This window comes from Acinetobacter qingfengensis (assembly GCF_008693185.1).
GTDB lineage: Bacteria > Pseudomonadota > Gammaproteobacteria > Pseudomonadales > Moraxellaceae > Acinetobacter > Acinetobacter qingfengensis.
This window is the reverse complement of record NZ_VXKN01000007.1, coordinates 84453-99624: the sequence shown is the minus strand read 5'-3', so window position 1 is coordinate 99624 and position 15172 is coordinate 84453. Positions and strand designations below refer to the sequence as shown.

Annotated in this window: 14 protein-coding genes and 1 tRNA gene; 5 read left to right on the top strand and 10 right to left on the bottom strand. The window is 37.2% G+C overall.

Features of this window, described 5'->3' with window-relative positions:
* Window positions 1-98 precede the first annotated feature (98 nt).
* The 4 genes from F4V57_RS10180 to F4V57_RS10165 form a co-directional block, all read right to left on the bottom strand.
* On the bottom strand, window positions 99-1007 hold the full coding sequence (locus F4V57_RS10180) for an NHL repeat-containing protein (protein WP_070070229.1): 909 nt from the start codon (window positions 1005-1007) through the stop codon (window positions 99-101).
* Between the two features lie 12 nt (window positions 1008-1019).
* On the bottom strand, window positions 1020-2081 hold the full coding sequence (locus F4V57_RS10175) for an isopenicillin N synthase family dioxygenase (RefSeq protein WP_070070228.1): 1062 nt from the start codon (window positions 2079-2081) through the stop codon (window positions 1020-1022).
* Window positions 2082-2158: 77 nt separating this feature from the next.
* Window positions 2159-3037 carry an ABC transporter ATP-binding protein gene (locus F4V57_RS10170; protein WP_070070227.1) on the bottom strand — a complete coding sequence of 293 codons (879 nt, stop codon included), beginning with the start codon at window positions 3035-3037 and terminating at the stop codon, window positions 2159-2161.
* Between the two features lie 2 nt (window positions 3038-3039).
* On the bottom strand, window positions 3040-3975 hold the full coding sequence (locus F4V57_RS10165) for an ABC transporter permease (RefSeq protein WP_070070226.1): 936 nt from the start codon (window positions 3973-3975) through the stop codon (window positions 3040-3042).
* 277 nt (window positions 3976-4252) lie between these two features.
* On the opposite strand from F4V57_RS10165, the gene F4V57_RS10160 reads away from it, so the two are divergent.
* Complete coding sequence (locus F4V57_RS10160; protein WP_070070225.1) at window positions 4253-4951, top strand: VIT1/CCC1 transporter family protein; 699 nt, start codon at window positions 4253-4255, stop codon at window positions 4949-4951.
* Window positions 4952-5399: 448 nt separating this feature from the next.
* Here F4V57_RS10160 and F4V57_RS10150 read toward each other — a convergent pair whose 3' ends face one another.
* From F4V57_RS10150 to F4V57_RS10125, 6 genes are all read right to left on the bottom strand, one after another.
* Entirely contained in the window at window positions 5400-6827 is a 1428-nt protein-coding gene (locus F4V57_RS10150; protein WP_070070223.1) for an aldehyde dehydrogenase family protein, read from the bottom strand.
* A gap of 2 nt (window positions 6828-6829) precedes the next feature.
* Window positions 6830-7234: a nuclear transport factor 2 family protein gene (locus tag F4V57_RS10145; protein ID WP_070070222.1), complete on the bottom strand. Its 405-nt coding sequence runs from the start codon at window positions 7232-7234 to the stop codon at window positions 6830-6832.
* Window positions 7194-8705, bottom strand: coding sequence for a purine-cytosine permease family protein (locus F4V57_RS10140; protein WP_070070221.1), 1512 nt, complete (start codon window positions 8703-8705; stop codon window positions 7194-7196). Before F4V57_RS10140 ends, F4V57_RS10145 begins: the two co-directional genes overlap by 41 nt.
* Before the next feature lie 363 nt (window positions 8706-9068).
* Window positions 9069-9144 (bottom strand) — tRNA-Ala (locus F4V57_RS10135).
* A 69-nt stretch (window positions 9145-9213) separates the two neighbouring features.
* Window positions 9214-10725, bottom strand: coding sequence for a glutamate--tRNA ligase (gene gltX, locus F4V57_RS10130; RefSeq protein WP_070070220.1), 1512 nt, complete (start codon window positions 10723-10725; stop codon window positions 9214-9216).
* A gap of 132 nt (window positions 10726-10857) precedes the next feature.
* Window positions 10858-11196 carry a hypothetical protein gene (locus F4V57_RS10125; protein ID WP_141729252.1) on the bottom strand — a complete coding sequence of 113 codons (339 nt, stop codon included), beginning with the start codon at window positions 11194-11196 and terminating at the stop codon, window positions 10858-10860.
* A 474-nt stretch (window positions 11197-11670) separates the two neighbouring features.
* On the opposite strand from F4V57_RS10125, the gene F4V57_RS10120 reads away from it, so the two are divergent.
* The 4 genes from F4V57_RS10120 to F4V57_RS10105 all read left to right on the top strand — a co-directional run bounded on the left by F4V57_RS10120 (window position 11671) and on the right by F4V57_RS10105 (window position 15041).
* Window positions 11671-12000 (top strand): DNA transfer protein p32, encoded by a 330-nt coding sequence (locus tag F4V57_RS10120; RefSeq protein WP_227515703.1) that lies wholly within the window; start codon window positions 11671-11673, stop codon window positions 11998-12000.
* 287 nt (window positions 12001-12287) lie between these two features.
* Window positions 12288-13706, top strand: a complete 1419-nt coding sequence (locus F4V57_RS10115; protein WP_070070217.1) for a Na+/H+ antiporter family protein — start codon at window positions 12288-12290, stop codon at window positions 13704-13706.
* Window positions 13707-13956: 250 nt separating this feature from the next.
* Window positions 13957-14553 (top strand): OmpW/AlkL family protein, encoded by a 597-nt coding sequence (locus F4V57_RS10110; RefSeq protein WP_070070216.1) that lies wholly within the window; start codon window positions 13957-13959, stop codon window positions 14551-14553.
* 137 nt (window positions 14554-14690) lie between these two features.
* Window positions 14691-15041 (top strand): lysozyme inhibitor LprI family protein, encoded by a 351-nt coding sequence (locus F4V57_RS10105; RefSeq protein ID WP_070070215.1) that lies wholly within the window; start codon window positions 14691-14693, stop codon window positions 15039-15041.
* Window positions 15042-15172: the final 131 nt, after the last annotated feature.

Below are 15172 nucleotides of genomic sequence, written 5' to 3'. Positions count from 1 at the left end.
TTTAAGGCATTTAAAAACAGACAGATAAGATATACGTCCAAAAACAGTTGGGCACACTGTTTTTGGAATGTGATTTGATTTAATTTGCTCTGAGTTTTTTAGTTTACATCGTGGGATAACGGGACTGCCCATAATTTATCAATGTCATGTGCCGAAATCCACAACAAATTATGCTGCGGACAAACCGCACCACTGCCAGCCGGTATATCATGCTGATACACTTTTTCTATTTTCAACGTTTGGCAATCGACCTGAATCAGTAACATATGAGTGGTTCTAATCCAAACTTTTCCATGACTCACACAAATATCTCCACCATCGCCTTTTGCCTGTTCTGGCAATTGGATCGTGGCAACAACGCATTTTAAAACAGGATCAATTTTACTGACTGTTCCGTGGGTCTGATTTAGTGTCCAAATTGCATGTTCACCAAAAGCCAGAAATACTGGTTTTTTATCAACTTGAATTTGATGTGTGATACGCAAAGTCAGAGGATTGATACGTTGCACAGAATCATGGTACTGATTACTTAGCCATAATGCATCATCACCATAACTTAAATTGTACGAATGAGGTGCAATTTGTAATGTATGAGTGATTTCACAGCTAGCAGGTTCAATCATGCAGAGCTGACCTTCGCCACACACAACCCAAATTCCTTCAGGTGATGCAGCCAAACTAAACTCTCCACTTAAATCTCCCAAACCTGTAGCGATGATGGCTAGAACTGCTCCCGTTTCTGGTGCTATTTTATAAATTGCCCGTTGTTGTAAACTGGCCACCCATACCGCAGAAAAAGCATAAACAGGAACGCCTACAGCCTGTGGAACGTGAGTTTCATAGAATGGCGTAGGCTGAGATCGATTAAAACATTGAACTGTGTTTTGGCTAGGATTAGTGATCCAGATATAATTTTCATTTGAAGTCATAAAGTCAACAAATCCCGGAATGGAATAAGAGCAAACTGCAATTTGCTCTATATTGACTGTTATTGGATTAAAATTCATAGTATGCCTGAATTATTCTGTTTCTGATGATATGTCGGTACGATGTTTTCCAAAGGTTACATCATTGCCACTCAATATAATTTCTCCATTTCTGACCATGCGTTTCATATAACGAAATCCTTTTGCACTAACCTCAAAAAGATGTTGGCCTGCTTTTAATGGCGGATATTTTTGGCGACTTTCGATTGTGGAAAACTGGGGTAAAGGCTCAATAATAACGTCATAGTCACACGCAAAGAAAAGTGGAAACGAGTAACGTTCTTCTTTGACTTTCCGTACACGATGAGAAGTTGCGATAAAACGTCCGCCACTTAATGCCTCTGTCATATCACCGATATTGATCACATAAGCATTTTCAATGGGTGGTGCATCAATCCAAACACCTTCAGAATTCATCACCTCCAGACCCGAAGTTGTTGGTTTTAATATGGTAAATAATTCCATATCCGTGTGCGCACCAAAACCGAGTTTGTCTTCTATATTTGGGTTATAAGCATAATGTAACAATCGCAGTTGAGAGGTTGGCTTATTCACCAATTGATTTAAATCATTTAATTTTAAACCTAATGCTAGTTCAAAACCACGTAATAATACCCGACCTAATGCAATTACTTCCTGATAATAATCACTGACATCTTGCTGAAATTCGGGTAGATCTGCCCAGACATTTGAACCATGCATTGGTTTGTTTGCAAGGACATCAGGATCATTTTCTGGTAAATCCCAACTTAAATCGAAAGCCTCTTTGTTATCATCTGGACTGTCTTCGTCAGCACTTCCATAACCTTCTTCACCAACAGGAACATAACCACGATGTTTAATGCCGTGCAGCTCGGCATAATATTTCATTTTTTCATCAAGTGGTAAGGCAAAAAAAGCTTTCGCCTGATTAAGTAGTTTTTCAAAAATTTGAGGGGGTATTTTGTGCCCAGTAATATAAAAAAATCCCACATTTTCTGCTGCATGGCCGAGTTGTGTTGCAACAAGTTTTTGTTGTTCCAGATCATTGCTGTAAAGTCCACAAATATCAATGACAGGAATATGATCAAACGCTTTAGGGTTTTTTGAAGTCATGAATTTCACTCCAGAATGCTGGTCGTCCAGCATGATAAAGACACACTTTAGGTCGTCCCAAAGGTGATATTTAAATCTTATTCAGATGTGTCTATATGACGCATACGGGGGATTTTAGGTAAATTCTGTAAAGCAGGATCAAGAGAATCTTCTTGTGCATGTACCAATACATCGATATGTGCCCGGAGTTGTTTGAACTCGGTACTATGGATTAAATCGCTGTAACGGGGACGAGGTAAATTAACTTCAATAATTTCTTTAATTTCCCCAGGATTACTTTTTAAAACAACTATTCGGTCTGCCAATAGAATTGCTTCATCCATGTCATGTGTGACAAATAAAATGGTCAGGTCAATGTTTTGCCATAAATCCATCAAATGCTTTTGCATTTTTTGACGGGTGTGTGGATCAAGCGCACCAAAAGGTTCATCCATGAGTAATAATTTAGGTTCGTTGACCAATGCTCGAGCAATAGCAACCCGTTGTTTCATTCCACCCGAAAGCTCATGTGGATATTGATTTTCATATTTTTCCAAACCAATAATATTGATCCACTCCCTCGCCATTTCTTCGGCACGGGTCTGACTCAAACCTTTCATCAATGGACCGAACATGACATTTTGCTTGACGGTTTTCCATGGAAATAATGTATAACCTTGAAATACCATGCCCCGTTCGGCACTGGTACCTTGAATAGGCTGTCCATCAACCAGAACTTCACCACTATGAAAACTATCCAATCCGGCTACAATACGACTTAGTGTTGATTTACCACAACCTGATGGTCCAATGACACAAATAAATTCGCGTTTGTGTACTTGTAAATCAATTTGATTCAAAACTGTGCGTTGTAATTTACCATGCCGAAAAATCTGAGTAAGTGATCTGGTTTCCAGCATCACAGGGCGAGCATAAATATTATCGAAATATGCGGTTGCATCAAAAATTTCATTCATGTTTATGCTCCTTTTTTCCATTTAAATAAATGCTCACCTAATTTCATGAGAAGAAAATCGCAAACCAGACCAATCATGCCAATAATCAAAATAGCGGCATAAACATTGTCAAAATGTTGATAGCGTGCTTGTTGCGTAATGAACCAGGTAATACCAGAAGTCGCACCGATCAACTCGGAAACAATCAAATAAGTCCATGCCCAGCCTAACAATACTCGTTGATCACGGTAAATATCCGGTAATGCTGCCGGAATGACAACATGAAATAGACTTTTTAAACGATTTGTACCAAGTGTGTAGCCGGCTTCAATCAGACCACGATCCACCATGCGGGTAGTATTGGCAATAATCAAAATTTGCTGAAATAAGGCACCAATAACAATAATGGCAATTTTCGGTGCATCATTAATTCCCAATATGGCAACAGCTAGTGCGCCAAATGCAGGAGCTGGTAGATATCGGAAAAACTCAACAAAGGGTTCGGTTAAATGGGAAATAATGCTGGAAAATCCACATAAAATGCCAAGTGGCACACCAATCAGCGTAGAAAACAAAAATGCAGTAAATACGATTTTGATACTATGCCATAAACTTTGATGTAACCACGGTGCATCAGCCTGAGCAGGTGGTGTGGTAAATGCTGTTACCAGTGCTTTGGCAACTTCATGCGGAGCGGGAAGATAAATCGGATTGACCAATTTACCTTCAGGTAGGGTTTGATGATGATTAATAGCATTTTGAGCTTCCTGATAGAACATAGTTTTTTCTACACGACTATTGACCTGAAAATATGTGACACTGCCTGAGTTGGTGATTTGCACCTGTGGATGCCAGATAAAAGGTAAATAGCTAACTGCACACCAGATCAAAAGAGGAATCAAAAAAGATGCCATACTGAGGAGCAGCGTACAATTTTTGGATAGGTGAGTATTTGACATAGGCACTACCGCTTTAGTATTACTTTTTTAAAAAATAGTATTACTAATTAAAGCAATATTAATGCCATTTTGCTCAAAAAATATCTTAATCTTATGAAATCATGTTGAAACATCAATGTTATAGACGTAAATGCAAAGTACTGGTAATTTGAGTACTGCTAATCAGCTAAAAATCAGATAATCGCTTAGATTTCTATGAGTAATTGATCATAATACAGAATAAATATTAGATCGTTATTTTGCATTTTTAGATAAATGAGAATAGGTACAGCATCACATGACAATTTCACATCACCACGAAAAACATTACATTGAAAGACTAGGATGGCTCAGAGCTGCTGTATTGGGTGCAAATGATGGCATCATTTCGGTGACTAGTCTTGTTGCTGGAATTGCTGCAAGTGGGGCTGATCAAGAAGTTTTACTGGTTGCCTGTCTGGCCGGCTGGATTTCTGGAGCAGTATCCATGGCAGCAGGGGAGTACGTGTCAGTTAAATCTCAAGAAGATATTGAAAAAACAGATCTGGCACTTGAACAAAGAGAGTTACACCATAATCCAGAAGCAGAATTAAAAGAGTTAACCCAGATTTATATTCACAGAGGATTGGATGCTGAATTAGCACATCAAGTTGCTGTACAGTTGACAGAACATAATGCTCTGGCTGCACATGCCCGCGATGAAATTGGTATTAATGAACATACTCTGGCTAAACCGGTACAGGCAGCTTTATCTTCTGCGACGGCATTTTCATTAGGTGCAATTTTACCTGTGCTTTCAATTTTATTATTGCCAGAACATATTCTGCATCAGGCAATGATTGTGGTTGGAATTATTGCTTTGGCAATACTTGGTATCATTTCTAGTTATCTGGCAGGAACATCAATACTAAAAGGAGCATTACGCATTAGTTTATGGGGTGCTGCAGCAATGCTATTTACCAGTTGGATTGGTACGTTTTTTGATTTAAATATTTAATTTGTTGTAATTACACAATACGATTAAAAAAGCCAAATTCATCACTTATATTGAAAATAATTATCATTAATTAGATGAATATCATTGCTTTTCTGTAGGTATTTTGTGTATAAGTGATGTCGTTATAGTACACGAACGTATTTTTCACAATATGCAGGATGACAATGTACAGAGATCATGACGACCCATGGATAGACTGGGGTTTAAAGTTAATATTTATTCTGTTTATTCTATTTGCGGTTGCAAGTATGGTGTGTTATTTCTTTACATTTTCAGTGATTTTTATTGTGATTGGATTATGCTTTTTAGGATGTGCTGTGCTATTTAAATATCAATTTAAGATTACTTTTTTTGATGATCATAATAAGTAAAACTTCAATAAAAGAAGGTAAACAGGGTAGTTTTACCTTCTTTTTTTATTTTCATGATTTCTGCAACACATCATAAACTAATTACGCAGATAGCTGGTTATGGTATTTTCCAGATAATTTTCTAAACCTGATTCACCCAGTTCACGTCCAATACCACTCATTTTAAAACCACCCCATGATGACGCAGGCAAAATAATTTGCATGGAATTGATCCAGATATGACCTGCATTTAAATATTTTGCAATCTGATGTCCATGTTCAATGTCACCAATCATAATTGTTGCAGCTAAACCATAGGCATTATCATTGGCAATTTGAATGGCATGTGCTTCATCTTCAAATGTTTGACAGCATAATACCGGACCAAAAATCTCCTCGTTCCATAATCGACTGGTGGATGGAACATTAATAAAAATATGTGGTGTGATGAAATAGCCTTGAGCTGGTTTTTGGAACACAGATTGATCAAGTAGTGCTTGTAAACCTTCTTGCTTTGCAATCGTAAGATAGTCGTGAATTTTTTGATATTGTTTTTGCGTCGTAATTGGTCCCATTGGGTAGGTGTGATCTGGAGACTCACCTAATTGTAAGGTTTCGGCCGCCGTTTTTAATTTATTAAATAATTGATCAGCAATACTTTTATCCACTAGAAGTCGTGTTGTTGCAGAACACATTTGCCCAGCATTAAAAAATACACCACCAATAATTTTATCTACGGCATCATCAATATTGGCATCTGCAAAAATCAAAATAGGAGATTTTCCGCCCAGTTCCAATGTGGTTCTTTTCATTGTGATGGCAGCTTGTTGCATTACCTGAATTCCTACTTGTGTACTTCCTGTAAAAGAAATTTTTTGTACGTCGGGATGTTTTACCAGATATTGTGCAGTATCAGCCTGGCCCAAAATCAGGTTAAATACACCATTGGGGAGTTGTGCTTCATCAATAATTTTAGCCAGTTCAAGTTCAGGTAAAGGCACAATTTCAGAAGGCTTAAAGACAATGGTGCAGCCTGCTGCCAAAGCGGGTGCAATTTTCCATGCACTGGTGACCAAGGGAAAATTCCATGGCGTGATTAAAGCGACTACACCAATCGGGCGTTTTTCCAGATAGGTATTGATATTGTCATCATGTTGTTTTAATTCGGAAAAAGAATAGTCCTGAATCAGTTTGGCGTAGTATCGAAAACATGCGATACAGTCCACAACATCTATTTCTGCTTCATAATAAGGTTTGCCATTATTCTGGTGTGAAAGTTCAATGAGCTGCTGTTGTTTTGCCGTAATTAGTTCAGCAATTTTATTCAGATAATCAGCACGTTGTTGTATTGCTGTATCTTTCCAGTTGTTTAAAGCAAATTTCGCAGCATGTACAGCTTGATCCACATCATCAGTGGATGCCAAGGTAAATTTTGCGAGAAGATGTGTGGTTGCCGGATTATGAATATCAATAGTTTGTTGACCTGTTACTGGTTGCCAGTGGCCATTAATATAATTATGACTCATTTTTATAGACCTGATGTTGCTTTGGGAGATAGATGCTCGTGTATAGCTCGCCATAAACCTTGTGCATTACGTTTTAAGATAATAGTTTCGGCTTCATTTATGCTGTTAATGGCATTTTCCCATTGAACAGTTGTACGTACTTCATGTGTAAATACAGCAATATTTTCATGTAAAGTAATCGCTTGATGTAAACTTTCACAATTTAAGATTTTAAAACGATGTTGCTCTTCCCATTGTGTCCAAAGCATTTCATACGCCATACGTGAGTTTAATTTCTCGTGATGGGTATAAAATATAAACTGGGCTTCTGGCTCAAACAGAGCAAAATATTGAGCAGTTTGATGTTGACCAAAAGCTGTAATAATCTCATTTGCGACCATCAAGGCTGGATGTTGTCCATGTGTCATCTGGGTTATTCTCCGTCATTATTGTAGGGAAAGCTGGAGCATAGACTTCTGCTGGCTCAGGAAATAATTTCAATAAAAATAGATAAATTGCAGTAGATAGGGCAATTGTGATGATAAGACTCATATCAATACCGCTAAAAATATTGCCAAGTACACCGACAAATTGTCCGGGGATATTCACAAACATGACACCAATTATGGCACTTGGAATCCATGCGATCATGCCACGCCAGTTCCAACCATGATGAAACCAATACACACCACCGTGTTCTCCGCGATTAAATACCTGTAAATCTTGTGCGTTGTAATAACCTTTACGCTGAATAAAGCCGATCACCATAATCATGATCCACGGTGTTGTACAAACAATAATCAGGCAGGCAAACGTTGAAACAGCCAATGTGAGATTAAAAACAAAACGGCCAATAAAAATCAGGAGTACAGACAAAATTCCAGTCAATATTGTTGCTTGAATACGATTTAAAAGTTTTGGAAAAATACTAGAGATATCTAACCCAGTGCCATATAGTGCAGTGGTTCCTGTAGATAAACCACCAATAATAGCGATAATACATAATGGTATATAATACCAGTCAGGTGCCAACGCCAGTAATCCACCAATGTAATTATTTTCCTCCAGATAAAAAGGCGCTTTAATTGCAATAATTGCTGCGGTAAATAAACCAAAAAAGAAAGGTAGTAATGTTGCCATTTGAGCAAAAATAACTGCCATCATAATGCTGATTTTTGACGTTTTTGTTGGAATATAACGTGCCCAATCTCCTAAAAAAGCTCCAAAAGAAATTGGATTACTCATGGCAATAAGTGTGGCACCAATAAATACTGCCCAGAATCCCGGTTGCCCTAAGGTGGTATGACCTTGATAAGCAAAATCAATTTCAGGAAAAAATGCGAAAAAACCTAAAACAAACATGGCAGTTGCAGTAAATACTGCAAATTTACTAACCAGTAGTAACCATTTATAGCCATAAATAGAAATTAATAAAACCACAAAAGCAAAACATGCATACGCAATACTTAAATTAACATGACTATTTTCTAAACCAATAGTACGGCGTAATCCACCGATTAAAGCATCTCCTGAACTCCATACAGAAAGTGCAAAAAAAGTAATCGCAGTCAGTAAGGATAAAAATGAACCAACAATACGACCATGAATGCCAAAATGTGCACCAGAAGATACAGCATTATTGGTGCCATTAATGGGCCCAAATAATCCCATAGGTGCCAGAATTATTGAGCCAATAAACACACCTAAAAGAATGGCACACATTCCTGCTGATAACGATAAGCCAAATAAAATCGGAAAACTTCCTAAAACCACTGTTGCAAAAGTATTGGCACCGCCAAAAATTAAGCGAAATAAATCTTTAGGAGAAGATGTACGATCCTGTTCTGGAATAATATCAATTCCATTACGTTCTATACTGGATATTTCAGAAATTTTCATAGGTTCAATCCTTGTTTTGGCTTAAAACATCTGATGCAGCATGCTTCCATGCATGATGCCTACATCAATGATAAAAATAGGCTAAATTCAGAATGCCAAGACTTTATTCAAATAAAAATCATAAAAATAAAAAAATTAGTTTAGAGTTTTCTAAACTTTCTATTTCAGTAAATTAAGGTGTTTTGATATTAAACGCAGTATATTGGATAGGCTTAGAGCCATTAATATGACTTAAGGACTAATTGCTTAATTTGTTTTAAAACAATAGATGTGGATATAAGTATTGGTATTTATAATGTATTGAAGATAAATTACTGAAAAATAAAAAAGGCTTAAACAAAAAAATTTAAGCCTTTTCAAATCTGGTGGAGTCAAGCGGGATCGAACCGCTGACCTCTACAATGCCATTGTAGCGCTCTACCAACTGAGCTATGACCCCATTTTAGCAATCTATTTGAATTGCCTCGCCATCTTATGCAGATGGCGAGTCTGTGTCAATTCAATAGAATTATTCTGATGACTCAACTGTGTTATTTTTAGGCAATTTTAGTTGTTCATTCAACTTTTGCCATATTTTTTCTTCTTTTTTGCTAGGTTCACCGATAATTTTTAATGCATGGCGTAAACGTGCAAAAGTCAGATCAGGGCCGATAGTAACCATGGATTGCATTACTGGCGTTGAGCTGGTGGAACCTGCAATTGCCACAAAAAATGCTGGCATAAAATCACGTAATTTAATTTCCATTTGGTTGGCAAGATCCATCAGCGTTTGGCTTACACTGTCATTATTCCAGCTAAACATCCCTTCGAGGCGCCAGATGGCAAATTGTAGGCTTTGACGGACTTGTTCTGGTGACAATTTTTTACTTTCAAATTGTTCAGCGGTAATTTTAGGCATGTGGTTGAAATAAAAACCCGCCCAGTCTACTGCTTCAGAAAGTAAATGGATACGTGGTTGAATTGCAGCGGCAATGTCTTCAAGTTTCTGGCGATTGCCTTGCCAAGCAAGTAAGGTTTCCAGCAATTGTGCCGGTGTCATGGCTTTGAGGTATTGTCCATTTAACCAGTGCAATTTTTCAACATCAAAAATTGGTCCACCTAGAGATACACGTTGAATATCAAAATGCGAAATCATGTCTTGTAAGCTAAAAATTTCACGCTCATCAGGCATTGACCAGCCCATACGTCCCAAATAATTTAGTAATGCTTCAGGAAGTACGCCAATATCCCGATAATAGTTAATGGAAGTCGGATTTTTGCGTTTGGATAATTTCGATTTATCAGGATTTCTTAATAACGGCATGTGCCCCAAAACCGGCATTTCCCAACCAAAATATTGATACAGCAATTGATGTTTAGGGGCAGAAGGTAGCCATTCTTCCCCACGGAACACATGGGTAATTTGCATTAAATGATCATCAACTACATTGGCCAGATGATAAGTGGGTAAGCCATCAGTTTTTAATAAAACCTGCATATCGACTTGTGCCCATGGGATATCGACTTCACCACGTAGTAAGTCATTGACTTTACAGATTCCTTCCTCAGGAATTTTCATGCGAATGACGTGTGGTTCACCAGCAGCAAGGCGGCGTTCTACTTCTTCTTGAGAAAGTTTTAAACCCCGTCCATCATATTTGGGTGTTTCACCACGTGCCTGCTGTTCAGCCCGCATTTGATCCAATTCTTGGGGGGTAGCAAAACAATAAAAGGCATGACCTTTTTCAACCAGTTCCAGTGCGTATTGTTTGTAAATATGCATCCGTTCTGATTGACGATAAGGTGCATGTGGTCCACCAATATCTGGTCCTTCAACCCAGTTTAGACCTAACCAGCGTAATGAATCGAGAATCATTTGTTCAGATTCGGGTGTTGAGCGTAATTGGTCGGTATCTTCAATTCGTAGAATAAACTCACCGCCATGTTGTTTGGCAAAACACATATTAAATAGGGCAATATACGCTGTTCCTACATGCGGAAAACCTGTAGGAGAAGGTGCAATACGGGTACGTACAGTCATGTTAAATTATCTGAAGATTTAAAAATAATAAGCATTATAGCAAAAAAGCTTGCAAAGCAAGTCTGCAATTGAAGAATGCATAAACAAAAACAGGATAACGCAAGTTATCCTGTTTTTGTTTCAAGAGGTTGATTATCCACCAAATAGACTTTGTAAAAAACTTCCAAAGTGCTTATTCGGAGTAGGAAAATAACTTTGAAATTTATTATTAATACTTGCTAGAGCACGAACTTCTTCACTGGAACTGGGCTGTATTTTCAGTTGTTGAGGATTACGCAATAACTGATCCAGATTTGTCTGTTTTGATAAGACCGTTTTTTTATCAATAGGTTTCAGTGATGCTGCAACATTTTTAACAATCGATGTTTCTTTTTGCATTGTAGTTTTAGAATTGCTTAACTGCGCAGCGTTTACGATTGACGTTGAGCCTAAAGCTAGGCTTAACACGAGTAGAAAGTATTTTACTTGCATTTGACCCTCCAGTTTTTGTTTTGTGTGTTTTTTAATGCTTTTAAACATTAAGAATCAAAACACTAAAAATACCTTACTAAATTACTATACTTTAAAGAAGATCACAAATTTTATCTTCAGATTAAATGGTATATTGTCATTGTATCTGAAATTTTGGCTCAAGTGATGTAATCCTTTTAAACATGATAAAAATCAATATTTAATAGATAAAATATCTCTTTTTATTACCTAATAAAATTGATAAATCGGCATAAGTATATAATAAGAATCGTAGCTATTTGAGAAATTTTTACAAAAAAATATGTAACATTGTTACAGAAAGCAATTTAAAAGATCGGAATAAAAGTAAATATACCAACAAATTGATAACAAAATTTGCACCTTTGATGTATGGGTAAATGCGCATACTTGGAAGAAGACAGTGTAGGGAGAGAAGATAAAATGAACACAAAAATATTGGCATTAATAAGTGTCATGGTCTGTAGTACAAGCTTATTGGTAGGCTGTGCAAGTGCCACTCCTGGTCAAAACCGAATTGGTGCAGCAGCATTAGGTGGTGCCTTGGGTGGAGGTGTGGGTAATCATGCTGGTGGCCGGGTTGGTGCAGTAGCAGGTGCAGCCGCCGGTGCAGGTGTGGGTTCCAATAGTCAGGGAAGTTCTCGATCCAGTACCACTAAAAGTGCTGTTGGTGCTGGCATAGGTGCAATTGTTGGTGAGAGTATTTTAGGTGGAGATTCTGGGGCTGCGATTGGTGGAGCAATTGGTGGGGGTGCAGGTGCTGCAATTGAAGAACGTAATCGTTAAATAATTATTTGTAAAGATAAGTCTTATGGCTTATCTTTATTTATCTGTGTATTTTTAAAAAATTAATGAATTAAATGAGTTATAATAAAAAATAGCTTGTCGTTTTGTGTCCGTATCATGGACATTAAATTTGTTGAATTGTTAAAAAGAAAAAGTTTTATTTTGAAATTAATATAAAAATCACTTTGAGCTGATGATTGCTTAATAATCTGAAGTGCATAAATAATGAAGCTGGAAAATCAATGTGCTGTTAAAATAGCGCTTTTTTATACTGAACCTTAACAAATATGAATGCAGTTGTAATTGCGATTGCCGTGATGTTCGCCCTATCACTGGCAAGAGTTTCCGTCGTTTTAACGTTGGTTATTTCGGCAATTGTGGGTGGCTTGGTTGCCGGATTGACTTTGTCGGATACTGTTACTGCATTTAATGCCGGATTGGGTGATGGTGCAGAAGTTGCATTGGCTTATGCAGTATTGGGTGCATTTGCTCTAGCACTGTCCAAATCAGGATTACCGGATTTACTGGCACATAAATTAATCGGTATTCTGGGAATGGAGGCCTCTCACAGTCAGACACGCAAAGTAAAATATGTGTTGCTTAGTATCTTATTGATTTCTGCAATTTTTTCTCAAAACCTTATTCCTGTTCATATTGCCTTTATTCCTGTGTTAGTACCGCCTTTGTTAAAGGTTATGAATCATTTACAACTTGACCGCCGAGCCGCAGCCTGCGTATTAACTTTAGGTTTGGTTGGAACTTATATTTTTCTACCTGTTGGTTTTGGTGCCATTTTTCTTGAACAAATTTTGATGGGAAATATTAACAAAATTGGTGCGCCTTATGGCTTACATGTAGATCGCTGGATGATGCCAGCAGGTATGGCTATTCCAGTTTTGGGAATGGTCATTGGTACACTGGTTGCAGTTTTTATAAGTTATCGTAAACCACGAATGTATCAGGATCGAGAAGTTAAAGCAGTGACCACAATTGATCTGGATAAACCGTTGCGTGCAACCAGTCAGGAAGAAATCATTGAAAATGATGCGCAGTTGTTACGCACAGAAGCAAAAAATGTTCCACAAATTTCCAAAAAAACTTTATTGATGTCGGTGTTGGCAGTGATACTAACACTTGCAGCACAGTTGTATTCAGGATCCATGATTTTAGGTGGGCTGGTTGGTTTTGCTGTTTTGTCTGCATCAGGAATCTTTAAATGGCAAGATGCGGATGATGTGTTTGTTCAGGGAATGCGTATGATGGCATTGGTTGGCTTTATCATGATTTCAGCAGCAGGTTTTGCATCGGTAATGACACATACAGGAGATATTAATCATCTGGTGAATAGTGTCGTTTCAATTATTGGCGATAATCATGCACTTGCTGCTTTTTTAATGTTGTTTATTGGGCTATTTGTCACCATTGGTATTGGTTCGTCTTTTTCCAGTGTTCCGGTTCTTGCAGTGATTTATGTGCCTTTATGTGTACAGTTTGGTTTCTCTCCCTTGGCAACTGTTGCATTAATTGGTACAGCAGCGGCACTGGGTGATGCAGGTTCTCCGGCATCTGATTCAACACTGGGGCCAACCGCAGGTTTAGGCGTTGACGGACAACATGATCATATTTGGGATACCGTGGTTCCGACTTTTATTCATTTCAATATTCCTTTACTGATCTTTGGCTGGATTGCAGCCATGATTTTATAAAAATGTAAATGTATCTTAATATTAATTAGGACATTTTTTATATTTTTGTTAATCTAAAATCCGATTAATTTACTAGGTTTTAATATTGACTAAATTAATCGGATTAATATTTAAATTAATTAAAAACAATAACTTAAATTAAATGTAAAAAAATATTAATTAATCTGCTTGCATAACATAAATATCAGGGTTTATCATTAATACAAGGTTAGAAATCATATTTAAAATTGTTTAACGCAAGGTGATTAAAATGTTAAAACAAATTGCGATTGCATCTCTTATTGCTGGTGTGTCTTCCGTTGCTTTGGCTGGTCCTTGGACTGTTAAAGTCGGTGGTAGTGTTGTTCAATCAACTAAAACTAGCCAATTGGCAGGTGGTCTTGAAGCAAAAGCTTCAACTGAAGCAGCATTTACACCATCGATTGAATACCGTTTTGGTCAAACGCCTTTTTCTGCTGAATTGTTATTGGCTAACCCAATTGAACATGATGTAAATGTAAAAGGTTTAGGTACGGTTGCAACAGTTAAAGAACTTCCACCAACTTTAACTTTAAAATACAACTTTAATGAATACAAAGGTTTCACTCCTTATGTAGGTGCAGGTATCATTGGTTTTATTCCATTTGACGAAGAAAACAAAGGTGCTGATGTAGATCTTAAAGGTAATGTTGGCGGTGCTGCTCAGGTTGGTTTTAACTTTAAACCTGCCGATGCCAAAAACTGGGGCGTATACTTTGATGCTCGTTACGCTTATGTAGACAGTAAAGTGAAAGTGAATGGTGTAGATGCTGGTCATGTTGTAGTGAACCCAATGGTTTATACATTAGGCTACAGCTATAACTTCTAAGCTGAAGTGATATTCATACCCGAAATGCCTCACCATCTGTGAGGTATTTTTATTACAAACATTACTGAAAAAAATAACAGATTATTTTGCTTATAATTTATACCATTTAAATCATTTTAAGAAGAAAACGTAATCTTATGAAAAAATGTCTTTTAACTTTATTTGCATTGATGATGGTAACTCCGGGAACAAGTGTTTTTGCAGCAAGTTTTAATTGTAATCAGGCCCAAAGTATTACAGAAAAACAGATTTGTGCTGTACGTAGTTTAAATGATGCTGATGTTAAGTTGGCAACTACCTATCAACTGATTTTAAAAGCCGTACCGATGGGCAGTCGAGATGCACAAAAAGATCGACAATGGCAGTGGTTAAAACAGAGGAATCGTTGTGGTAAAACCATTCAATGTTTGCAAGCTCAATATCAAAATAGGCAACATGAATTGGATACAGTGATTGAGCAACGTATTTTAAGCCAAGGACCATTTTGAAGATAAATGCGCTTTAAACTTTATTTTCTGAATTGTGAACACGAATGTGTAGGCGTGGCATAGATGATGATGTTTCATATTTTCGCAACAAGTGAGTAGAAAAATTTTATGATTTGATATTGAAAAATAAT